Genomic DNA, 24,581 nt, shown 5'->3' with positions numbered 1-24,581 from the left:
CTCTTTTCTTGCCCTACCCCTGGGGAAAAGGCTATTTTCCTGCCATCCCCCTGGGGAGAAGGCTCTTTTTTGCCTTCCCCCCAGGGGGAAGGTGGCACGAAGTGCCGGATGAGGGTGCTTTACATATTAGTCATTCCGGCCTTATTTAAGAATGTCTTATACAGGCGGAGCGCCTCGTAAATATCAGCCTTGGATGTTGCTTCATAAGGAGCATGCATATTAAGGACTGCTACGCCTGCATCGATAACATTCATTCCATAAAGAGCAAGGATATATGCGATAGTTCCGCCACCGCCTACATCAACCTTACCAAGCTCTGCCATCTGGAAGTCAACGTCATCCTCTTCAAAGATGCTTCTGAGATGAGCGATGTACTCAGCATTAGCATCATTTGAGCCTGACTTTCCGCGGCTTCCTGTGAACTTGCTGAATACAGGGCCATAGCCAAGAAGTGATGCATTTTTCTTCTCGAACTGGCCTGCATACATAGGATCGAATGCAGCATTAACATCTGATGAAAGCATGCATGAATTTGCAAGGCATCTTCTAAGTTTAAGCTCTGAATAATCGCCGCAGAGATTCATAAGCTCAGCTACAGCGTTCTCAAAGAATTTACTCTGCATACCGGTAGCTCCAACGCTTCCGATTTCTTCCTTATCAACAAGGATACAGCAGCCTGTTCTCTTAAGATTCTTAACTCCAAGGAGTGCTTCCATTGAAGGATATGCACATACTCTGTCATCCTGACCATAAGCAAGGATCATTGAGCGGTCAAAACCTGCATCTCTTGCTTTTCCTGCAGGAACGATTTCAAGCTCAGCTGAGAGGAAATCTTCCTCTTCGATTCCGTAGAGGTCATTAAGGATGCCAAGGATTCCGCGCTTAACAGCTCCTGAAACCTTGCCGCTTACTTCCTTTTCTTCCTTCTCATAAGCTACAGCATACTGCTGGCCGTCTGTAAGCTTTGTGTTCTTCTTTTCAGCCTTTTTCTTTTCATCGCTCTCAATTACAAAAGGTCTGCTTCCAACTACAAGATCAAGAGCCTCGCCCTCAACTACTGTAGCAGCCTTCTTGCTCATAAGATCGCCTGAAAGGTGAATGAGAAGATCGCTGATGAAGAATACCGGATCGTCCTCGTCCTCACCTACGTTAAGCTGTACTGTTGTGCCATCCTTCTTAACTACAACACCGTGGATTGAAAGCGGAATTGTAACATAAAGGTATTTCTTGATACCGCCGTAGTAGTGAGTATCAAGGTAAGCAATGTTTGTATCCTCATAAAGAGGGTTCTGCTTAACATCCATTCTGGGAGAATCGATATGAGCACCTAAGATGTTCATACCTGTCTCAAGTGGATCTGAACCGATTTGGAACATAGCGATGGACTTGTTCATCCAAACACTGTATACCTTGTCGCCCTTTTTAAGCTTGGTGTTCTTACCGATAAGAGTGTTAAGCTCACGGTAGCCTGCCTGCTCAATTTCATTAACAATGCTGTCGATGGCTTCACGCTCTGTCTTGGCATTATCAAGGAATGTCTTATAGTTATCTGCAAAAGCTTCGAGCTCTTTAAGCTGCTTTGCATTATATTTTGTCCATATATTTGTTCTTTTCATTGTGTACTCCTTTTTCCCTCATCCGCCCTTCGGGCACCTTCCACCCAAGGGGGGAAGACTTTTTAGCCTTCCATCTGCCCTTCGGGCACCTTCCCCCAAAGGGGGAAGACTTTTTAGCCTTCCCCCCAAGGGGGAAGGTGTCAGCGAAGCTGACGGATGAGGGCTTTAATTAACTTCTAAGTGTGATGTTAAGGCTCTCAAGGCCATTGAGGATCTTCTTCATTGCTGCATTTACTTCATCATCAGCAAGAGTCTTCTCTTTATCTCTGAATGCCAGTGAATAAGCCATTGACTTGAAGCCCTTCTCTATCTGTGATCCTTCATAGATATCGAACAGTTCAAGTTTCTCAAGCTTCTTACCACCGCGCTGTCTGATCATCTTCTCGATTTCGCCTGCTGTAACAGCTGTAGGTACAACCATTGAGATGTCACGGGTAACAGCAGGGAACTTGGCAATTCCTGTGTATACACGGTTGTAGTTTGCATGAGGTACGATTGCAGGAAGGTCAAGAACTGCAATATATGTTCTCGTTCCGATTCCGTAGTTATCAAGAACCTCAGGATGAACTTCACCAAGATAACCGATTGTCTCGCCCTTGAAGGAAACTACAGCCTGACGTCCGGGATGAAGGAAAGGCTTACCAGCCTTAGCATCATACTCAAGATCATCAGCCATTCCGATCTGTCCAAGGAACTCTTCAACAGCACCCTTCATTGAGAAGAAGTCACCCTCTCCGTAGAAGCCAAGTACAAACTGTGCTCTCTCATCGGGAAGCTCCTTAAGAGGAAGCTCCTTTGCAACATAGATATTAGCTATCTCATAAAGCTTAACGTCCTTATTTCTGCGCTTGTAGTTTGTAGCAAGGCTTGTAAGGATTACGTTAAGAGGAATTGTTCTCATAATAGAGAAATCTTCTCCAAGAGGATTTGAAATTGTAATAGCATTTCTCTCAGGTGCATCCTGTGCCAAGAGGAGCTTATCAAATACCTTAGGGCTCTCGAAAGAGTATCCGTATGCCTGTGAAAATCCGCAGAACTGAGCCACCTCTCTTGCTGTCTTCTCAACTGTCATCTTGAAGGTAAGCTTACCTGTTGTAGGTGCATTCTTGGGAAGAGTTGAAGGAATCTTGTCATATCCCCAGAATCTAGCAACTTCTTCTGCTATATCGCACATACCGATAAGATCCTGTCTGAAGCTGGGAATGATGATCTCATTTGCAGCTTCATCATAGGAAAGCTCTTCTCTTGCGAAAATATCAAGCATTGTCTCTCTGTCAATATCTGTACCAAGAAGCTTGTTGATCTTCTCAGGCTCAAACTTAATTCTGTTAAGAGGCTTAATGGGAGACTTAACCTCAACGATGCCCTGGGTAACCTTACCACAGCCGAGCTCGTTTACAAGCTGGCATGCACGGTTGATGGCATCCTCTGCGTTGTTGGGATCAAGACCCTTTTCAAAGAATCCTGATGCATCTGTACGAAGGCCTATTCTCTTGGAGCTCTTACGGATGTTGGGTCCGTTGAAAGTAGCTGCCTCAAAAAGAACTGTTGTGGCATCCTCTGTGATCATAGAGTTCTCACCACCCATGATACCACCGACAGCAACTTCCTTCTCGCCATCACAGATCATGATTACTTCACTGTCAAGAGTTCTCTCCTGTCCGTCAAGTGTTACAAACTTCTCGCCGCCCTTTGCGCGCTTAACAATGATCTTATTACCTGCAATGGTAGAAAGATCAAATGCGTGCATAGGCTGACCATATTCAAGCATTACATAGTTTGTGATATCTACGATATTATTGATAGGTCTTACACCGTTGGAAGCAAGTCTTCTCTGCATCCACTCGGGTGAAGGTCCGATCTTAACATCTTTTACTACTCTTGCGCAGTAACGTGAGCAAAGGTCTGTATCCTTAATCTCAACTGAGATATAATCAGAAGCTTTCTCATCTGTCTCCTCAACCTTAACTTCAGGAGCCTTGAAGGGAAGCTTAAAGGTAGCTGCTGTTTCTCTTGCAATACCAAGAATACTGTAGCAGTCTACACGGTTACTTGTTACCTCAAATTCAAATACAGTGTCATGAAGTCCGAGAACCTCTACTGCATCTGCTCCTACCTCTGTATCCTCGGGAAGGATGTAAAGTCCGTCCTCAGGAGCATCCGGATAGAAATCCTTTGATGAACCAAGCTCTTCAATAGAGCACATCATACCGTAACTCTCTACTCCGCGAAGCTTACCTGCTTTGATCTTGATGCCTTCTTCGGGATTCGGGCTTCCGTCATGTCCGCCGGCAACTCTTCCGCCGTCAAGAACAACAGGAACCTTATCTCCTTCCTTCATGTTCTTAGCACCGGTTACGATCTGAATCTTCTCTGATCCAATATTAACCTGACAGATAACAAGCTTATCAGCATCGGGATGCTGCTCAATCTTGTCAATCTGTCCTACTACGATTTTATCTAAGTTTTTATCAAGGCGATGGAATCCCTCGCCCTTTGTTCCGGAAAGAGTAAGTGCATCAAGGATCTCCTGATCACTTGCATTTAAATCCGGTACATATGCTTTTATCCATGATAATGATGCGTCCATTCTTAACCTCCCAAATTAGAACTGCTCAAGAAAACGAATATCGTTCTCGTAAAGTAATCTCATGTCATCTATCTCATATTTAAGCACTGCGATTCGCTCGAGACCGAGACCGAATGCGAAGCCTGTGTACTCTTCGGGATTGATACCGCTCATCTCAAGAACGTGAGGGTGTACCATTCCGCAGCCAAGGATCTCAATCCAGCCTTCGCCCTTACAGAAGCGGCAGCCTTTGCCGCCGCACTTGAAGCAGCTTACGTCCATCTCAGCAGAAGGCTCTGTGAAGGGGAAGTGATGTGGACGGAATTTAACCTTAACATCCTCACCGAATATCTCTTTTGCGAACTCAGCAAGAGTTCCCTTAAGATCTGCAAATGTGATGTCCTTATCGATTACAAGGCCCTCGATCTGGTGGAAACTGGGGCTGTGTGTTGCATCAACCTCATCTGCTCTGAATACACGACCGGGTGCGATCATCTTAATGGGAAGCTTGCCCTTTTCCATCTCATGAACCTGAGTGGATGATGTCTGTGTACGAAGAAGAAGGTCCCCTGTTATATAAAATGTATCCTGCTCATCCTTTGCAGGGTGGTCAGCGGGAATGTTAAGTGCCTCGAAGTTGTAATAATCCTTCTCAACCTCAGGACCCTCAGCTACCTCGTAGCCCATTCCGATGAATACATTTTCTACATCCTCAAGTGTAATAGTATTGGGATGACGATGTCCTACATTATTCTTCTTTGCAGGAAGTGTAACGTCTATAGTCTCACTGGCAAGCTTTGCCTCTCTGGCAGCTGCTTCCATTTTCTTCTTGGTATCCTCAAGAACATTCTCAATCTCCTGGCGAACATCATTTACCATCTGGCCAACCTTAGGTCTGTCCTCAGGTGCTACGTCCTTCATACTCTTAAGGATGCTTGTAAGCTCACCCTTTTTGCCAAGGATATTAACGCGAATGTCGTTAAGCATATCAAGACCTTCGGTCTCTTCGATCTGCTTAAGTGCGCTCTCCCTGATTTTGTCTAATTGCTCTTTAATCATGTTTACCTCCTGAAAAATAAAGATAAAAAAGTCCCTTACACCTACGTAAGATGTAAGGGACGAATATAATCCGCGGTACCACCCTGATTCCTGCCACAAAAAACATGGCAGACACTTAATTTCATTAAATTGTAGCTCCGATGCGAAATTTCCGAACTGTCTTTACCTGATGAGCTCTCAGCCAGCGACTCACCTCTCTGGAATAGGAAAACAGAACATCCCGGGGCAAGCCCCACATCTTCAACGCTCTTCACAATAGTTTAACGATGGGATAAGGAAAAGTCAAGCAAACTTACCTTCAAATTATGAAGCCTCAATCTGCCGGGAACCAGTCATCCCTGCTCTCATCATAATAGTATAGCTCATCCGCATCTTCATCATAATAATAGGTCGTATCGGTCATATCATCATAGAGATACAGGGTTTCATTTTCATACAGGTACCAGATTTCCTCTTCATAGTCGTAAATCCAGTTATCTGCCGCCCACTCATCTCCATAGCCGTAATAATCGCCGGTGTCGTAATCATATCCATATTCGCAGGATCCGCCACCGCTTATATTACCACCGTACTCATCTTCATAGGCTCCCCAGCCGCCCCAGCTTTCTTCAAAGCTGTCGTAATCATAGTAGTCGTCATAACTTACCGTGTATACAAAACCTTCAAGCCAATCTATATAATCTTCATCAAAATCTATATCACTATAAACACTTCTTAGCTGGTCATAAAAATATGAATCGCCGTATGGAAGAGATACAGATAATCCGGTAAGCTCGTTTTTATCTGAGGTATGACCATAGTAGGAAACCGCTGCCTTCAGGGCTGACATAAGTTCTTTTGCTTCACTGCTGCTACTGTCAATACCCTCCACCAGCGCCAGTATGTCACTTATGTAATAATCAGACAAAGTAACATCACTGTCATCTAATCCCCACATATCCCAAAAGCCTTTGCTCATGCGACCCTTGGCCATGTGATTTTTACTGTAGTTCTTATTAAGGAGAGCTTCCTCATTCTTATAGGCATAAGCTTTCCAGGCTGCAAAAAGATTCCTTATGGTGGACTCGTTAAAAAGTCCAATGCAGGCAGAATCTCCGATAAAGCTGTCTTCGTTATCGCTTATGATGTCATCAATTATATTTTTACCAAGAAGAGGTGCCGATATGCCGGGATTCTCCTCAAGGTTCTTCATCCAGCCTGTGTAACTCCAGCCAAGTCCCGATTCAAAATCCTCTGATAAAAGCGTATATCTGCAAAAGGGTGACAGTGCATAGCAGGTCTCAAGATTGGCCATAATGCAGCAGTCCATACCGATAATGTCAAAATATATATCACTGTGCTCAGAAAAAGCTGCTGCCATCTCAGCAATGGTAAGACTTGACTCCTCCGGCTGCCATTCATCATATCCAAATCCGTATACCGGACCGCCGCCGTGGTTCCAAAAAATGAAAATATAGCGTTCCGCAGAATAGTTATCTTTGCAAAAGCCGATAAATTCAGACAAAGTATCCTTTGATGTACAGTCAAGCTGTCCAAGATTATCCCTAACAAGCGTAAGATCGCCGTTCTCAATTTTATAGGTCTGGGCTGTATCTGATGAAATGCCATAATTCTGCCACTCCTTGGTTCCCATGGTCTGAATTATTACATTTACATTATCGCCTATTCCGGATGAAATCATCTCAGATATGTCATCCGTTGCTTCTCCTGCGTTGGTCTCAAGATCTGAACCGTTCATATAAATCATTACGGTAGCTGATTTAGCCTCTACGCCAACCGAGATAGTCTCTACTTCCGAAGGCGCTGCATCTGCCGGAGTCTGTTCTACCACAGAGCTCTCAGCAGATGCACTTTCCTCAATGTCTGAAGTAACCTCCGCCTCTTCTCTTGGACGGTCCTCTTGTTCCTCATCATCCGGCATAAGCATAATTATTATGAACAGTACGCCAAGTACCGCCAGTATTGTAACAGCGATCTTTTTTAATTTACGCCACATAATCCCCTCATTACTTGAATTTAGCCTTCTTTGATGCGCCGGCCTTTTTCAGCATACTCTTATAGGAAGATCTCTTGCTCTTTGGAAGAGAGAACTTTACCTTCTTGGGAGTAGCCTTAAATGCATCATAACCCACACGCTTAAGCTTAGTGCTCTTTATTGAAAATGATTTAAGAGATGTGCAGTTCATAAAGGCAAGCTGCTCGATATACTCAACTTTTGATGATATCTTTACGGTTGCAAGATTTGCACAATCTCTGAAAGCGCTGTCTTCAATACTTGTTACTGACTTAGGAAGACTTATGCTTTTTATACCTGAAAAAGCAAAGGCAGAACTACCGATTTTGGTCACTCCATTAGGTATCTCTACTGTATCAAGATTTTTACATCTGCTAAAGGTACTGCTCATTATTCTTCTCACTTTAGAAGGAACCTTTAATGTTGTGATGCCTGATCCGGAAAAAGCAGAGTTTCCAATATGATAAATCCCGTCAGGAATATTTATATTTGTAAGAGATGTACAGTCATAGAAAGCATATGCATCAATATACTTTGTTGAGTTTGGAAGTACTACTGTCTGAACGCTGCCTGCATTCTGACAACCATATATCCTCTCTATACCCTCTGAATATATTACCTTCTTAACATTTTTCTTATCCTTAAAAAGATTGTAAGCGATAGGCTGGCTCATGTCTTCATAGAGATGAAGCTGTCTGCCGTTGTATGTAATTGTTTTAGGAATAGTAATCGTAGCAGCATTAGAGCGAAGCTTAGTGATTGTAAATGCATTGCTGTCCGGATATACATAGTACTCAAATACAGAATCCTTATATGGAAGCGAGAACTCAGCCTTTGCTTCTATCCTTCCCGGTCCTGCTATAAAAAGTAAAATGCACGCAAGTGCGCCTAGAATACCTAAACTATATTTCTTCATTTTGTTTTTCATTTGTTTCCCTTTCAATATTAGTCGTTACGCCAGATTTTGGACCCTTTTTTAGTTACTTCCCAAACAACAATATTATGGGCGGTATATGTAGTACCGTTCTTTTTGTACTTGGGTCTGATGGAAACGTAGTATGTCTTATTTTTCTTTATCTTTTTCTTGTGGCACTTTTTGATGGTGACTGAATCATTTTTACCCTTAACGGTAGCTGCCTTCTCATAGCCACTTGTTCTGTTTTCGGAAATATAAATATCATAGCCGGTGGCGCCATCTACCTTATACCAGGATAAAGAAAGCTTTCCGTTTTTGAGTGTGCATGCTCTTTTCTTGGCCCCACGTACGATATCGGGCTGATCAATAATGTAAGTGGTAACACTCTCACCGTAATAATCCTTTGAGTTGATTTCAGCTACAGGTGTAAGAACCAGCTTCTTAACACTGGGAAAATCCTTATATTTTGTATAAAAATCAACTGTACCAGCATAGGTGTTATTGCCCACTCTACCCTTGTCAACAAGCTCATCCTCAGCGTTGTAAAGTGAATACTTATATTCGTTGACACCGGATCTGTAGTCCACCTTCAAAGTAGTACTAATAGTACTGTATGCATAAGCCTTTACTCCTGTCGGCTTATCAGGCAAAGTAGTTATCTTATGTCTGAATGTATCATGCTTGTAGTCATTATATCCAAAACATATATAATAACTCGTTCCCGGCTTAAGATTATTGAAGGTATAAGTATTGCCTGAAAGCTTGCAGGAAATACCATTCTTACTATTAGCCTGCGCATCGGCTGCATCAGCTGCTTTAATAGTCTCCATACCTTTGGTAATCTCACAGATACCGTAGCGGATCGTTTTTACTTGCTTTACTAACTTCGGGTGTAACTCAACAGTGACAGAAGTCATAGTCTGATTTATTTGCGCTATGTCATCCACATCCATAGCCGCTTCAGACTTAAAGTTTGCGGTCATGAAGACCATGATGATTCCGATGACCATCACGATACGTGAGAGTACAGGAATCAATTTAGAAATTCTCCCCATTTCTTTCTTCTCCTCCTTATATGGACATATCTCTATGTCATATTGTCCCCTCAACCGTTTTATTATACTTTAATTAAATTGATAAAAAAATAACTTTTTGGATTTTTTGATAGTCTGAAAATTTTTTGCCTGATAAGACATAAAAACTCCCCGGAGTGAATGATGATCCACTCCAGAGAGCTTTTATGCATATATGCTATTGATAATGAAGTCAGTTTACTGTTACCTTAACTGTCTTAGCAAGTCCATTCTCTTCCTACTCTTGTCCTGAAGCTTAGTTGTTGCTTTGATCTTTACACTCTTATCCTTCGCTATTTCCACACTGCTCTTTGACAATTTGATGGATTTTGCATTGGTATATTTATTGCTATACTTTCCGGCAATATGAGCAGAAGGTGTCTTTCCAATAACATTTCCGTTTGTGTCATCGAAAAGTATCATTTCATACTCTTCAATGGCTTTATTTATGCATCTCCCATGATATTATTTTGTTTTCAGCTTTTTGATATTACTCCATATTGAATATATCTTATCAGAACCAGCTTTCTTGTAGGTGCGGATTCTGAAATAATACTTCCTTCCGGATTTCAGACGCTTTATTGTTTTTGATGTCGTTTTTGCATTACTTACAGTTACGGTTTTTATATTTTTTGAGAAACCTTTATCTGTACTATACTGAATCTCATAGCCCTTGATTCCGCCCTTAGTCTGCTTCTTCCATTTAAGAGTAATGCTATTCTTTTGGGCTGTGAGCTTTGAGAACTTCGTGGTCTTTTGTTTTGAATCGATATCCTCGGAAGCTGCCGGTTCAGCTTCATGGGAAGTGGGTGTTTCCTTTACTTTAGGAGCCCCCTCGGTCTGAGTTGATGTTTCGGGCTTTTCTGTTGTTTTGGAATTATCTAATGGCCCAGAATTTTCTGATGGCTCGGGATCTTTTGCCGGTTCCGGCTCTTCTACCGTTTTATCTTTCCACAAAGCCTGTAGTACTGTCAATCCGGTAATCCTGATTTTTGAACCCGGTTCACCCATGTCCCACCTATCAAATTCTTTGCCTTTAGGAGCTATAAATGTGCATGCCGGCAATGTGTAATATGATCCCTGCTCAACAGATATTCTTTTCATGGTTCCGCTTCCGCCATTTGGATCGAAGCCTACTGTGCACATGGGTTTTTCAGGCTCTGAAGTGGCATAATCAGGATCTATTTCAAAAACTGCTTGAATTTCAACATCTGAATCTGTAAGAACAAGAGTATCATTGGTTATTGTCGCTTTACCTGATATAATCTTCCATTCTTTGAACTTGGATCCTTTACATGTTGTCTTATAAAGATTAAACTTTGCCCCTTTGATACCCCAGTCTGTTTTGCTGATTTCCCTGGGATCCAGGCTGGCAAAACCTCCCCCACCGGTATAAGACAGGGTAACATTGTACCTACCTGGTATATCCTTTAACTTTATCTTCACAGAATCAGAGTTTGCGCAGCTGTTCAGATCACTTGACATGGTTCTGATAACAAATTCGTTGTTTGTCAAAAAAAACTTTACAGTAGAACCTGCTTCAATTCTTGAAGGAGAGCTGTAATACTCAGCAATCAAATCCGATGACACAGCCTTGAAAGATACGTACGTGTTTTTAACACCAACTTCTTTTCCTACAATATAATCCTTTGCCATAGGTGTTTTCTTGCTGATAGTCGTTGAATACTCAGAAATTCTTAATTTGGAATTCTTTTTATAATCACTTATGTATGCCTTACTTGAAGAAAGTGTAATGGGTTCGGATGAATATAAAACATACAAAGTCATCTTCCCCAGCTGGTTATAGCTCCAGCTTCCTTTGTAATCAATAGTTTCATTTGCCTTAAGCGAAACATTCTGAAAGGTTCCAAGGCGCGGGTTGTCTAAGTTAGAGCCGGAAATATACCCGTAAAAAAAGATTTTATCTTTGCTTCCATTTTGGCTGTTTGCTATCATGCATGCATAATAACCTTCTGATATTGTTTTGAAGTGAACATGATCTCCTTCGAATCGAACCTCAGTCGCTGCTTCATTTGACGCCGCTTTGGATACAATGGATGAACACCCAAACACAGAAAAAATACACATCATGGATGTGATGAAAAGTAAGAGAGTTTTTTTGATTGTCTTCATAAATTTTTCCCCTAAAACTTTTTTCTTCCCCTCAAATAACGATTATACTACACAGAAAGCCGTTATGGTAAAAGGAAAAATATCCCGTACTGACATAACATTGTGATATAATCTCAATAACTTTTAACACGTACCATAAACAGAGGCTAAACATGAATGAACTTGATGAACGTTACAGCACAGCTGAAGATGCAATAATAGATTCATTTTTCCTGCTTATAAAAGAAAAGGATTTTGATAAGATAACGGTTTCCGATGTCATAAAAAAGGCCGGTATCGTCCGCAGCACTTTCTATAACCACTATGAAAATATTCCTGCGCTGGTAAACGCAGCTGAGGATAAGACTATTAACGATATCTTCAACATGATGGAGAGCTTCCATCCTGAAAACAACAAAGATCTCTGCCGCTCTTATTTCCTGGCAATCTGCAACTATACAAAAAAGAACCCGTTCCTTGCAGGGCTTCTTGAAAGTGCCCGAGGTGACGGATTCTTTGAAAAGGCTATGCTGATGTTTCATAAATATGTAACAGGGAGGTCAGATGAATACCATTTCCAGAACGTTTCTAAAGAACAATACACATATATGATTGCCGGTACAATCGGTGCCACAATCGGCGTCCTTCACAAATGGACAGCCGAGGACTTTGCATCCCCGGCTGAAAATATTGCTGATATTCTTACTACTATCTTTTTGAACGGTATTTTCCCATTTATGTATTAATTCATACCTATTATGCTGCAGGATTCTCTTTTAGAGCATCCTGCCTTTTTATTTTGCCTGTAGTATTTCTGATAAAAGGTGTCTTACGGATAACCAGTGCGGTTATATGTCTGTAGGTGGGCTGAGATTTATTGAACTCATCGATGAAGTTCTGAAGCTCATTTCTTATCTCATCCTCTGAAAGCTTTCTTTTATCTACCTGCTCCGGCTCAGGGAAAATCCTTGCTGTAAGTCCGTTGTTTTCACCTGTTATTACAACCTCTGCTATAAGCGGATGCAGAGCCAGTTTGTTCTCTATCTCTTCAGGTGATACGTTCTCGCCATTGGACATTATAATCAGATTCTTTACTCTTCCATTTATGAAAAGATAACCATCCTCATCAATATATCCCTTATCCCCTGTGTGAAGCCATCCGTCTGTGATGGTCTCCGCTGTTTCATCAGGCATCTTATAATAGCCCTTCATTACGCTGCTGCCCCTTACAAGAATCTCTCCGTCCTCAAAGGCTATTTCCACATTCTTAAGTGGCTTTCCTATGGATCCGGGCTTATGGTTTTCAGGTGTATTACTTGTGATAACAGGTGAGCACTCACTCATTCCATAACCCTCAAGTATATCAATTCCATAATCTGCAAACTTCTCTATATAAAAAGGATCAAGATGAGCTCCGCCAGTAAAGATTATTCGAAGCTTACCCCCAAAGACCTTTTCATAAATGCCCCTTCTTATGGCATATAGTACATTATTTGGTATTGCAGTTTCAGGAACACCTGCTGCCTCCATGGCTCTTGCTATGGCATCCTGCTCAGCTGCTGCCACCTTCTTATAGATGGTTTCTATCATAAGGGGCACCATAAGCATTACTTCAGGCTTAAATATGGCCATATTCCTTACCATGTGCATAAATGAATCGTTGATGCATACAACTGATCCAAGGGAAAGGGTCTTAAGGTAGTCCATAACAAGGCAGTATGCATGATGGATCGGAAGAACGCTGAGCACAACACATCCCGGATTAGCGTCATATACTACGTTATTTACGTTTTCAGCAAGATTCTCCTGGGTAAGCATTACGCCCTTGCTTTTACCTGTTGTTCCTGAGGTATAGATTATTGTTGCGATCTCATAATCACCCGCCCCTGATACCTCGATGTCGTGCTTAGGGAAAGCTTCGAATTCATCCTTTGTAAGCATCCAGATATCTCTAATCTTAGGACAGCGCTCTAATACCTTTTCTTTTAATGCTACCCTTGCCTCCGATAAAAAAAGTGCCTCGCAGTCTGCTCTTTGCAGAAGGTCAATCAGTTCTTCATCCGGAAGATTAGCATCTAACGGTACGGCAATATTAACTCCCGTAACTATTCCAAGGTATCCCTCAAGCCACTGCTCGGAGCTTGTTCCGATAAGGGCTATATGTGAACCCCTATAGCTGTTCTTTTCAAGCATGGCTCTTATATCTTTTACCTTCTCATCTATTTCGCCGTAGCTCTTTTCATGGATATTCTTTTTTGAAAGCCACCTAAGAGCCGGAAGCTTTCCGTATCTATTAACTGTCTCATCCCAGATAGATCTGATATTTTTCATGGTCTCCTCCTTATGTTATGCCAAGTAGTTCTGTTAAGCCTTGCAAAAACCAACTGCGTACTCTCATATCAACTTGCCATATCAAGCTCATTCAAAAGTTCTAACGCTTCACCCACTGTCGTAATTGTTGTAGCCTGCTCGATCTCCAGCTCCACATCAAACTCATCCTCCAGCTCTCCAAGAAATGACATGAAATCCAGTGAGCTGAAACCCAGATCCTCCCTGAACCTTAAGTCACCTTTCATTTTCTCCGGTAAAACCTCACAGTACTGCGCTATAATAGTTTTGAACTTCATCTCTCTGCTCATAATTTTTGCCTCCTAAAACAATGATGTTCTGCTCTCGCTTCGCTCGCCAGAACTAAGTAGTACACTAAGCTCGAAAATACCTCGCTAAGTGATTACTTAAACCGCTTCCATCAATTCCCCAACCGTCATATCCGGTTGCTCGATACCTCTAAACAATATTCTCATCAGGTAATAATTCATCAGCTCCACATCTTTCTCTGTAAGCTTTACTGTCTGGTAATGATATGAGAAATTCATACCGCCATCCTCCGTATGCGAAACTGTAAGGTACATCTTCTTGGTTGCTGCCCCATTGGCAAACCACTTGGCGTGCATCGGTATATCCTTTAGGAATGGATTCTCCATCTTAACAGGCATTGGCTGATAGGTGAGGTAGCAACTCTCGTAGGTAGTATCCTTGGGCGTACCGTAACGCTTTTTTATCTCATCGTAGATAAGCGCCGGATCGTAATTACTGTGCATGTATATCCTGTTTTGAATATTCTGCACTTCGTATGCAGCGGTAATAAAATCCGTATCAGCAGCTATTACTGTTCTGCAGGGAAACATGATGGTCCTGCTGCCCCCTGATGTCCACTCATCCTTTGTGGCTCTTCTTGATATAAAGTTCTGTATTGAAATATCCTCCTGACCTCCGTTTTGCTTGGACAGATAGGTTCTGATACCAAGAAGCAAAAGGTTTGTCATTGATATATTGTGGTTCTGGCAAAAATCAAATAACCTCTTTGAAGGCTCAGGATCAAGCTTATAATCCTTTACTGTCACAAACAGTTCCTTACGCTCTATATCAGCACTTCTAAGCTTTTTGTTCTTGTGTTTTTTCCTTGCTTCTTCAAGTACTGATGGTCCTTGAATATCTGAGTACAAGGGCTCGCCAAGGTTATCAAGCTGCTCATCCCAGAACTTTTTGTCTTTGTTAAAACGCTTCTCATTACCTGCTTTTTGCAGATCTGATTCAAGGACGCTTTCAAAATCTGCAAGATCCTTTGGATATTCAGCTCCAAATCTGTAATGGGTATAAAGTGACATTATGTCATTAGTCATAACCATTACTCCGCAGGAATCTATAAGCCTGTGATCCATGTGTATGAAAAATCCCCTATATCCCTCAGGCAGCTTTACCATAAAAACCTCGCACATGGGAATGTCATCACCATCAAAGGTCTCATATGCCCAGCTCTGCATAAGGTCATCCGCTTCCTTTAAAGTCATTCCCGTAAGATCCTTTAGAGGAATATCTCTGGAATCCTTTTTCAGATACTGCTTTACGTTTCCCTCTTCGTCAGCCTTGGTAAATCTAATCCTCATACAGCCATATCTCTCCATCTCAAGCTGTATGCACTTTTTAAGAAGTCCAAAATCAATCTCGGCCTTTAGGGAAGCTACAACGCTAAGTCCTGAAACCTGCTGAGTCCCATATTCCTTTATCCATCTGTAATGCATATTCTGGGCCGGAGTAAGGGGGTATGTCTTTTTCATAATGCTCTCCTCGTTTCCATAATCTCTCTTGTTTTCTAATAACAATATGGACGGTATCACAATTGTTTCCCGCGTTCTACCCCTCACAGACTTTAACAGACACATGCATAAAAAATGACCGGAACATATCGAACACTTTGATTTCAAATGTTCGATATCTCCGGTCACTATACTTTTATTACGCGCATATAAGCCTAAAGCTTACATACTAATATCACATACCTGTCTCTATCTCGATGGTACTTCCGTTCTTTTCCTTTTTCACCTTGATCTGCTGAGGGATATTCTCTACCAGCTCCTCTCTGTGGCTTATAACACCGACAAGCTTATTGGCATTTGAAAGGCCAAGTAGAATATCCATGGCATTATCTATAGACTTCCTATCCAGAGTTCCAAAGCCCTCATCTATGAAAAGCGCATCCATCTGAATTCCGCCCATACTGGAAGATACCGTATCGGAAAGGCCAAGAGCAAGACTAAGGGAAGCCTTAAAGCTCTCACCGCCTGACAGGTTACCTACAGGTCTTCTCTTTCCTGTGAAGTTATCAAGAACCTCCAGATCAAGGAATGTGTTACTCTGTTTGCCCAGAGAGTCCTCTTGTCTGAAAAGTTCAAACTGGTTATCACTCATGGGATAGAGTCTTCTGTTGGCAGCTCTTATTATTCCATCAAAGCCTGCTGCCTGAATGTACTGCTCAAGGGTTATCTTACCGTTTCCGGTGGTACCCTTAACAAGGCTGTACAGGCGCTTACAGGTATCATGTTCCTTTACTGCCTTTGAAAAAGCATCATCCTGAGCCTTTATCTTATCCCGGCGTTCTTTGTTGGTCTCTATGCGAAGTCCAATTTTGCCGGCATCGCCTCTAATGCCGTCCACCCTTTTAGTCAGCTCATCCACATTCTTCTGAAGGGCTTCTATATCTACATAGCTTCTTCCCTCTGCATCCTTTTTGGCTTTTTCAAGATCCGATGCACAAAGCTTAACCTCTGTGTAATAGTCCCTGCAGCACTTATCGCCATCTTCTATCTCTCTTTCAGGAACTATATACTCCTTAAGGTCATCAACAGATTCAAAGGACATCTGACTTATTAAAAGTGAAAACTCCTTTTCTTTCTGAGCATACTCATCATTATACTTGGTAAGTGCTTCTTTAAGAGTCTTTATTGTGGCATCCAGCTCCGCTACCTTTTTATCCAGATTCTGTTTATCCTGTCTTGCCTCTTCAATCTCGCAGGTTATGACTTTATATTCTTTTTCTGCTTCCTTCATGGCGTTTGTCGCTGTCTCCAGATCAGGATAACTAAGTCCTTCCAGCTCCCCAAGAGCTCCTATGCATGAAGAATACTCCACTGAGTTTTCTCTTTGCTCCTTAAGCGCTTCTTCCTTACTCTGTAAAAGCTTATCTCTCTCTTCGCCCTGGGCGCTTTTAAGCTCGGCATCAGCCCTTCCAAGTGCATCGCTATCGGCTTTTGCTTTGGCTCTCTCCTCTTCCTTTTTACGTAAAAGAGATTTAAGCTCATCTCTTGCAGGCACGGTTTTCTCTGCTATTTCATCAAAGGATGTGCCTTCTAAGCTGCTCTCTCCAAAAATATCCTTTTCAAGGATATCCATGGCATCTAATCTTAGCTGTCCTTCGATCTCTGTAACGGAAGCCTTATCCTTTTCAGCCTCTGTCAGAGCTTTATTCTTATCACTTAATGCCTTCTCGCAAAGTCTTGAAAGCTCCTTAAACTCCTCCTCTGTAATGGATTCCTCGGGAAGAGATGCAGGCTCCGGGTGATGGACAGATCCGCATACAGGACACTTTTCGCCCTCCTTTAATGCAGCTGCCAGGATTCCGGCTCTGCTGTTTTCAAGGATCCTCTCGCCGTCATTTTTAGCCTCAAGAGCTTTATCATAGGCTGCTCTTGCAGATTCATATTTACTCTGCTTTTCCAAAAGTGACGCCTTCTTATCGTTAAGAGAAGGAATTCTCTCATCAACTATCTTATTTAAATCTGCCAGAATATCAGACATTTCCTTACAGTATGCATCAAGAGCCGTAAGCCTCAAAGGCGCATCAGAAAGCTCTGACACAGTCTTTTCAAGACTCTCCGTTTTTTCTTTTAGCTCTGTTTCTTTCACAGCAATAGCTTCGAGATTTGCTGTTATGTCTTCACCTTTTTTCTTTAAGGATTCAGCCTTAGTACTAAGATTTTCTCTTGTCTGATACTTCTCTTTTTCAGCTTCAATCTTTTTTACAAGAGTGTTTAGTTCAAGAGCTCTGTCATTCTTGCCCTCTGCATTTTGTAATCTCTTTCCTGCTTCTTCCAGCAAACCCTTGTTTTCTTCTAAAGCCTCCCCTGCTTCTTCTATAGAAGCCCTGGTATTCTTAATGCTTAAGCTTAATTTATTAAGCTCATCAAGACTTGGCTTACATTTATAGACCGCATTTTTCTGCTTCTCGATAATGCCCTTAAGCTTATCCATCTCTGGCTTTTTCTCATCCAGCTCATTTTTCCTGTTAAGAGTAGCTTCCAGGGTCTCTAAGAATTTGTTATTGTCCGTAGCGGTAGCAAGCTCCTTATTGGCATTTGAAAGCTCTTTCTCCAGCTTGTCCAGACCTTCCTTTATTTCCTTATTCTTTTCTTCATCAATCTCTACTATCCTGTCTATGGAAGAAATCAGCTCTTCAGTGTTCCATATACTCTTTGCAGCCTTAACCCGCTCCCTTAACTCAATGATATCCTCAGGCAAAGTTTCGGGATCAGCAATCGCAACATCATTAAAATACTGCAAAATACTCTCCTGGGTTCTGATCTTTACGCCAAATGCCGCGTCCATTTTTGCCTTAAGCTTAAACTCGATATCCTTGTAGCTGTTTGTCATGAAAATGGTTCTGAGAATATCGGTTCTCTGATCTGTATTAGCATTTAAAAGAGACCAGAATTCTCCCTGGGCTATCATGGCTATCTGCTTAAACTGCTTGTAGTCAATTCCCAAAAGCTCTTTTATCTCATTGTTTACAGGAGTTATTCCCTCAATTGGTGTCTTATCATCCTCATAGAGAATAGCCTTTTCTTTTACGGAAACCATGCCTGTTCCGCGCTGCTTGGGTCTCTCATAGGAGGGCTGTCTGTATACATGGTACTCGTGTCCCTGATGCGAAAAATAAAAATCCACGTAGCTCTCTGTACCCTCAGAAGCATACTCACTTCTAAGGTTTTTGGTATCACGGTAGCTTCCGCTGGTCTGTCCGTACAGTGCAAAGCAGATGGCATCAAAAATAGTGGTCTTTCCCGCCCCGGTATCACCGCAGATAAGGAAAAGTCCCTTTTCTTCGAATTTTGAAAAATCTATCTCATTGGCCTTTCCGGCATAGGGGCCAATGGCACTAATTATTAGTTTAATCGGCTTCATCCGCTACACCTGCCTCTCTGCCAACTTCCTTCATTATAAGGAGCTCGTCTTCTGTGATCTCGCACCCATAGACCTGTCTGTAGAAATCAGAAATTAGATCTGTGAAGGATCTTTTCTCTGCAAAAGCTGCCGTATCCACATGTTCTATGCTTCTTGTGTGCTCGTTGTCATACTCAATCTTTATGGTGTATGGATAGTACTGCTGAAAAATCCCCATGGCATCATTTACGATATTTTCATCAGTAAGGATCACATATATAAAATCCTCTGTATCCGTCACGTTCTCACTTTTAAGGAGCTGCTTCAGTTCTCCCTTTATACGGCGAAGGTCACGCTTTGGCTTAAGAGGTATAAGCTCGATATCCACTTTGCCCTTTTCACCTATGGTTACAAAGGGCACTGATTTATCATTATTCACTTCGCTAAGGGAATACTTGATCGGGGACCCTGAATATCTTATGTGTTCATGGCCCACCTTCTGAGGGGAGTGGATATGTCCAAGAGCCACATAATCAAAGCTCTCCATGGTGCTGTAGGATATTTTCTCAACTGTTCCCACACTAAGCTGCTGAATATGCTCAGATCCCGCAAGAACAGGGTCCGCGCTTCCGGCAACAAACTGATGGGACACAAGTACGTTCCTTGCATTCCCATCAAAATCAGAATGCTCAAGGACGCATTTTACCGCATCGTCATAACTCTCTATTTTTTCATCAGGGAAAAAGTGACGAACCTGCGAAGCCTTAACAAAAGGCAAAAGATAAATATTCACATCTCCAAAGGAATCAGTGACCACGTATTTTCGAAGCTGTCCGTCAAATTTAGAAGAAATAAAAATCCCGCTCTCCTCAAAAAGAGCACTTCCAAAGCCAAGTCTCTCATCGGAGTCGTGATTGCCGCTTATCACAAAGGCTTTTATATTGTTTTCAGATAAGCCGCAAAAAAAAGAATCAAGAAGGCTGACCGCTGCTTCCGATGGAATCGCACGGTCATACACATCCCCCGCTATGAGGATGGCATCTACCTTCTTTTCTTTAGCAATATCAATAATTCTGTTCAAAATAAATCTCTGATCATCAATAAGATCGAATTCACCAAGGCTTTTTCCAAGATGAAGATCACCTAAATGTAAGAATTTCATATTTCCTACTCACCTACCTTATCGAAAAAAGTATAATCTTTAATATCAAGCTCAGGCATAAGCTCATGATTTATGATATCAAGCATCTCATTTAGCTTGGCATAGTCCTCGGGAGAAAATCTCTCCTCACATCTCTTCATAAGGAGCGTTAAATAGTCCTGATTTATCTGCCTGAAATCCATATACTTCTGGGTAGGTCTAAGATGATATTCTCTGGCATCGTCCTTTGACTGAATTTTCTCAACATAACCCTTTTGCACAAGGCATTTGATTCTGTGGGCTGCGTTTGGAGATGAGATATTTACTACTCCCGCAAACTGGGCAACAGTAGGCTCGCCAAGGGCCATAATGACCTCCATACTGAAGGACTCAACTGTGGTCAGTGTAGCCTCTCTGTTTTCAAAACGGGAATAGACCTTCATATAAAAATGAAGGCGAAGTTTGTCATAAATCTCACTTATAGATGTATTGAACATTAGCTAAATTTCCTTTAATCATTTTTATAAATTATAGCATAAAAGGACGACCTTCAATCAGGTTATTGTCTGATTCGAAAGGTCGTCCTTAATTATCGTTTCTACTTTTACTGTGTACTAAATTCAGGCGGCGATATTAGAAATCAACCTCTGTATCATAGTAGCAGCACTTAAGGAGCTTCTCCATCTCTTCCTGACTGGGCTGACGAGGATTGGAACCTGTGCAGGCATCAAGAATAGCATTTGCAGCGATGTCATGGAGTCTCTCAAGGAATACATCCTCAGGTACAAAGCCCTGCTCAGCCGGAAGACCGTCAGCACCATAGTGATTGATACTGTGAGGGATGTTGAGGTCATCATTCATCTTGCGCAGATACTCGATAAGGAGCTTAACCTTCTCATCATCATTAGATCCGCCAAGGTGCATATAATCAGCGATAACGCCATAACGCTTCTTAGCTACAGGGTCCTTTGCGTTGAATGCAACAACCTTAGGAAGGTACATAGCATTTGCAGCACCGTGGATGATGTGAGCACCAAGATCAGCGAAAACAGCTCCGGTCTTGTGAGCCATAGAATGAACGATACCAAGAAGAGCATTGGAGAATGCCATTCCTGCAAGACACTGTGCGTTGTGCATTGCATCTCTTGCGTCCATATCCTCGTTATATGACTTAACAAGATTATCCATGATCATCTCAATTGCGTGAATAGCAAGAGGATCTGTGTAATCGCAGTTAGCTGTGGAAACATAAGCCTCAACAGCGTGTGTCATAGCATCCATACCTGTGTGAGCAACAAGCTTCTTAGGCATTGTGTGAGCAAGCTCAGGATCTACGATAGCAACATCGGGAGTGATCTCGAAGTCAGCGATAGGGAACTTAATTCCCTTCTGATAATCTGTGATGATTGAGAATGCTGTAACCTCTGTAGCTGTTCCGGATGTTGAAGAAATAGCACAGAATTTTGCCTTGGTACGGAGCTTGGGAAGTCCGAATACCTTGCACATATCTTCAAATGTGGTGTCAGGATATTCATACTTGATCCACATAGCTTTAGCAGCATCGATAGGTGAACCGCCGCCGATTGCAACGATCCAGTCGGGCTGGAACTTCTGCATAGCTTCAGCACCCTTCATAACTGTTTCAACTGAAGGATCGGGCTCGATACCCTCAAAGAGCTCAACCTCCATTCCGGCTTCCTTAAGGTAATCCTCTACCTTCTGTAAAAAGCCGCCCCTTTTCATGGATCCGCCACCTGTGCAGACGATGGCGCGCTTGCCCTCGAAAGTCTTCAGTGCTTCAAGAGCACCTTTTCCATGATAAATATCTCTGGGCAGAGTAAAACGTGACATACCAAATACCTCCTTTAAAAAATAATCTTGTTAAAAAAATAACGTAACCCAAAGATTATTATAATCGGTAAATTTCTATAAATCAAATCTTGACTTTTCGAAAATGTTCACGATTTTTCCAAAGCTTTATAATGTAATTTCAAATATTATTATCTATAGCTCTTTCTCCAAAGAATTACCACTGAATATCAGATCACAGAAAAGGTTATCTCTGCTCTTGTAGCGACCTTCCCATCAACCAGGGCTTCAGCCTCAGCAACACCTACCGGGCCTTTACTGCGTATCATGTTTACTCTAAGCTCCAGCACATCCCCGGGAACAACCTGCTTTTTAAATCTTGCATTCTTTATTCCGCCAAAAAGCGCAATCTTACCCTTATTCTCAGGAAGTGAAAGCGCAGCTACGGCCCCTGTCTGTGCCAATGCTTCAATTATCAGAACCCCCGGCATTATAGGTTTTCCGGGGAAATGGCCCTGAAAAAAGAGCTCATCCATACTCACGCATTTTCTGCCAACAGCCCATGTTCCGGGCTCATAATCCAGAATCCTGTCAACCAGCGCAAAAGGATATCTGTGGGGCAATATCTTAGCTATCTCCTCAGCTGAAAGAGTATTTTTATTTTCTCTGTCCATTACTTCTTCTAACATCATAAACCTCACGCCTTTTTAAAAATAAGGCAGGCATTGTGGCCGCCAAAACCAAGGCTGTTACTAAGAACATAGTTAAGCTTTCTGGATACTCCCTTGCCGGGAACATAGTTCAGATCCATCTCGGGATCTGTTTCACGAAGGCTGGCTGTTGGCGGTACAAAGTCATCCTCCAAAGCTTTAACTGAGAAAACAGCTTCAACTCCTCCTGCTCCCCCAAGAAGGTGGCCTGTCATTGATTTAGTGCTTGAAACACAAAGCTCATACGCATGTTTTCCAAAAACCTTCTTAATAGCTGCAGTCTCGTACTTATCATTAAGACTTGTGGATGTGCCATGAGCGTTAATATAATCAATATCTTCTGCTCTAAGCCCTGCATCCTTAAGAGCAAGCTCCATACAGGCTGCACCGCCCTCGCCATCAGGTGACGGTGACGTTATATGGAATGCATCACAGTTACTGCCATATCCTACTATCTCAGCGTATATGTGAGCACCTCTCTTGGAAGCATGTTCATACTCCTCAAGTACAAGTATTCCACTGCCCTCGCCCATTACAAAGCCGTTCCTATCCTTATCAAAAGGGATGCTGGCTCTCTCAGGATCAATAGTCTCAGACAAAGCCTTCATGTTCTGAAAGCCTGCAATAGCAAGAGGCGTAATACTGCTCTCTGTTCCGCCGCAGATCATCACATCCTCATATCCGTCACGAATTCTGAAAAAGCTGTCGCCTATAGCATTACTGCCACCTGCACAGGCTGTTACAGGACAAGAACACATACCTTTAAAGCCGTGCTGTATGGCTATCCTTGCTGCAGCCATATTTGAAATAGCCATTGGTACGTAGAAGGGATTAACCTTGTCAAATCCCATTTTGTTTCCGCGATCCAGCTGCGCCGCGGTAACCTCAAGGCCGCCAATTCCACTTGATACTATCACTCCGCATCTTGCGGCATCAGCAGCAGAAACCTTTGATGAATAGGAAAACTCACCCTCGCCATCGCAAAGTCCCGAATCCTTAATGGCTTCCTCAGCAGCAAAAAGTGCAAGCTGTGTAAACCTTGCCATATGACGCAGCTCTCTTTTCTCAAGGCGAGTCTCAGGAGCAAAATCCTTAACCTCAGCAGCTACCTTTACCTTAAAATCTGTTGTATCAAACGCTGTGATAATCCCCACTCCGCTCTTTCCGTTTTTAACCGCGTCCCAGCTTTCTTCCACGCTGTTTCCTGTAGGATTAATTGTTCCAAGACCTGTTATTACCACTCTTCTTTTTGTATTCATAATTCTGTAATCTCCAACTCACATTCCCATTCCGCCATCAACAAGAAGTACCTGCCCTGTGATATATCCGCTTTTTTCATCTGCAAGGAAAAGCGCAGCATTTGCTATATCTTCAGGCGCCCCCATACGCCCTGCGGGAATACTGCTTTTTATCTGATCCTTTGTTTTATCGCTGAGGCTGTCTGTCATATCGGTATCTATCATTCCCGGTGCCACTGCATTGGCAGTTATATTCCTGCCTGCCAGTTCCTTAGCTATGGACTTGGTCATACCGATAAGTCCGGCCTTACTTGCAGCATAATTCACCTGGCCTGCATTTCCGTGAACACCAACTACACTGGAAATGTTTATTATTCTTCCATAGCGCTTCTTCATCATAGGCTTGACTGCCTTCTGAGTCAGCAAAAATGCCCCCTTTAAATTCACATCTATGACCCTGTCAAAGTCCTCTGTTTTCATCATGGCCACCAGGGTATCTTTAGTAATTCCTGCATTGTTTACAACCACATCTATACTGCCAAATTCATTCATAGCTGTATCAACAATAGCCTGGGCTGTTTCTTCCTTTGAAACATCGCCCTTTACGCTTATAACCTGACCATCCCCTTTACTCTCTTTGCAGAGTCTTATGGTCTCATGGGCGGCTTCATCATTTCCCGCATAATTCATGACCACGTTGTATCCCTTTTTGTAAAAAGAAATAGCTATCTCTCTTCCAATTCCCCTTGCTGCGCCGGTTATTATGGCTGTTCTCTTAGTGCTGTCCATATACTCTTTCCTTTCAGGATCAGTAGCTCCCATTTAAT

At 42.4% G+C, this 24,581-nt stretch carries 19 protein-coding genes; 1 reads left to right on the top strand and 18 read right to left on the bottom strand.

The annotated features are described in order from the left end of the window. Positions 1-119: 119 nt before the first annotated feature. From G603_RS0102890 to G603_RS0102855, 8 genes are all read right to left on the bottom strand, one after another. Positions 120-1,616, bottom strand: coding sequence for an aminopeptidase (locus G603_RS0102890; protein WP_026669265.1), 1,497 nt, complete (start codon positions 1,614-1,616; stop codon positions 120-122). A gap of 169 nt (positions 1,617-1,785) precedes the next feature. Further along, on the bottom strand, positions 1,786-4,206 hold the full coding sequence (pheT, locus tag G603_RS0102885) for a phenylalanine--tRNA ligase subunit beta (protein ID WP_026669264.1): 2,421 nt from the start codon (positions 4,204-4,206) through the stop codon (positions 1,786-1,788). Positions 4,207-4,221: 15 nt separating this feature from the next. Further along, positions 4,222-5,241: a phenylalanine--tRNA ligase subunit alpha gene (gene pheS, locus G603_RS0102880; protein ID WP_026669263.1), complete on the bottom strand. Its 1,020-nt coding sequence runs from the start codon at positions 5,239-5,241 to the stop codon at positions 4,222-4,224. 316 nt (positions 5,242-5,557) lie between these two features. Then, positions 5,558-7,240, bottom strand: a complete 1,683-nt coding sequence (locus G603_RS21235) for a clostripain-related cysteine peptidase (RefSeq protein ID WP_026669262.1) — start codon at positions 7,238-7,240, stop codon at positions 5,558-5,560. A gap of 10 nt (positions 7,241-7,250) precedes the next feature. Further along, positions 7,251-8,186, bottom strand: a complete 936-nt coding sequence (locus G603_RS18990) for a leucine-rich repeat domain-containing protein (protein ID WP_051207390.1) — start codon at positions 8,184-8,186, stop codon at positions 7,251-7,253. Positions 8,187-8,203: 17 nt separating this feature from the next. Beyond that, positions 8,204-9,229, bottom strand: coding sequence for a hypothetical protein (locus tag G603_RS18985; protein ID WP_035791729.1), 1,026 nt, complete (start codon positions 9,227-9,229; stop codon positions 8,204-8,206). A gap of 222 nt (positions 9,230-9,451) precedes the next feature. Beyond that, positions 9,452-9,670, bottom strand: coding sequence for a hypothetical protein (locus G603_RS0102860; protein ID WP_026669261.1), 219 nt, complete (start codon positions 9,668-9,670; stop codon positions 9,452-9,454). Between the two features lie 42 nt (positions 9,671-9,712). After that, a complete protein-coding gene (locus G603_RS0102855; protein WP_026669260.1) occupies positions 9,713-11,380 on the bottom strand; it encodes a fibronectin type III domain-containing protein in 1,668 nt (555 codons plus the stop codon). A 152-nt stretch (positions 11,381-11,532) separates the two neighbouring features. On the opposite strand from G603_RS0102855, the gene G603_RS0102850 reads away from it, so the two are divergent. Further along, positions 11,533-12,105: a TetR/AcrR family transcriptional regulator gene (locus G603_RS0102850; RefSeq protein ID WP_026669259.1), complete on the top strand. Its 573-nt coding sequence runs from the start codon at positions 11,533-11,535 to the stop codon at positions 12,103-12,105. Between the two features lie 10 nt (positions 12,106-12,115). On the opposite strand, the gene G603_RS0102845 is transcribed toward G603_RS0102850, so the two are convergent. The 10 genes from G603_RS0102845 to fabG form a co-directional block, all read right to left on the bottom strand. Then, complete coding sequence (locus G603_RS0102845) at positions 12,116-13,690, bottom strand: AMP-dependent synthetase/ligase (RefSeq protein ID WP_051207388.1); 1,575 nt, start codon at positions 13,688-13,690, stop codon at positions 12,116-12,118. 68 nt (positions 13,691-13,758) lie between these two features. Further along, complete coding sequence (locus G603_RS0102840) at positions 13,759-13,998, bottom strand: phosphopantetheine-binding protein (protein ID WP_026669257.1); 240 nt, start codon at positions 13,996-13,998, stop codon at positions 13,759-13,761. 96 nt (positions 13,999-14,094) lie between these two features. Continuing rightward, positions 14,095-15,477 (bottom strand): condensation domain-containing protein, encoded by a 1,383-nt coding sequence (locus G603_RS0102835; protein ID WP_026669256.1) that lies wholly within the window; start codon positions 15,475-15,477, stop codon positions 14,095-14,097. Between the two features lie 214 nt (positions 15,478-15,691). Beyond that, positions 15,692-18,877, bottom strand: coding sequence for an AAA family ATPase (locus G603_RS0102830; protein ID WP_026669255.1), 3,186 nt, complete (start codon positions 18,875-18,877; stop codon positions 15,692-15,694). Next, the gene (locus G603_RS0102825) at positions 18,864-20,018 is read right to left on the bottom strand and encodes an exonuclease SbcCD subunit D (protein ID WP_026669254.1); all 1,155 of its coding nucleotides are present in this window, start codon (positions 20,016-20,018) and stop codon (positions 18,864-18,866) included. The genes G603_RS0102830 and G603_RS0102825 overlap by 14 nt, the downstream gene beginning before the upstream one ends. 5 nt (positions 20,019-20,023) lie before the next feature. Continuing rightward, the gene (locus G603_RS0102820; protein ID WP_026669253.1) at positions 20,024-20,494 is read right to left on the bottom strand and encodes a MarR family winged helix-turn-helix transcriptional regulator; all 471 of its coding nucleotides are present in this window, start codon (positions 20,492-20,494) and stop codon (positions 20,024-20,026) included. 136 nt (positions 20,495-20,630) lie between these two features. Then, positions 20,631-21,848 (bottom strand): iron-containing alcohol dehydrogenase, encoded by a 1,218-nt coding sequence (locus tag G603_RS0102815; protein WP_026669252.1) that lies wholly within the window; start codon positions 21,846-21,848, stop codon positions 20,631-20,633. Positions 21,849-22,036: 188 nt separating this feature from the next. Next, a complete protein-coding gene (gene fabZ, locus G603_RS0102810) occupies positions 22,037-22,495 on the bottom strand; it encodes a 3-hydroxyacyl-ACP dehydratase FabZ (RefSeq protein ID WP_242834828.1) in 459 nt (152 codons plus the stop codon). Between the two features lie 8 nt (positions 22,496-22,503). Next, a complete protein-coding gene (gene fabF, locus G603_RS0102805; RefSeq protein WP_035791726.1) occupies positions 22,504-23,775 on the bottom strand; it encodes a beta-ketoacyl-ACP synthase II in 1,272 nt (423 codons plus the stop codon). An 18-nt stretch (positions 23,776-23,793) separates the two neighbouring features. Continuing rightward, entirely contained in the window at positions 23,794-24,576 is a 783-nt protein-coding gene (fabG, locus tag G603_RS0102800; RefSeq protein ID WP_242834827.1) for a 3-oxoacyl-[acyl-carrier-protein] reductase, read from the bottom strand. Between the last annotated feature and the right edge of the window lie 5 nt (positions 24,577-24,581).

The sequence above is a fragment of the Butyrivibrio sp. AE3006 genome (genome assembly GCF_000424165.1).
In the GTDB taxonomy this organism is placed as follows: domain Bacteria; phylum Bacillota; class Clostridia; order Lachnospirales; family Lachnospiraceae; genus Butyrivibrio.
Note: the sequence above shows the minus strand (reverse complement) of the source record. Positions and strands in the feature narration are given on the sequence as shown.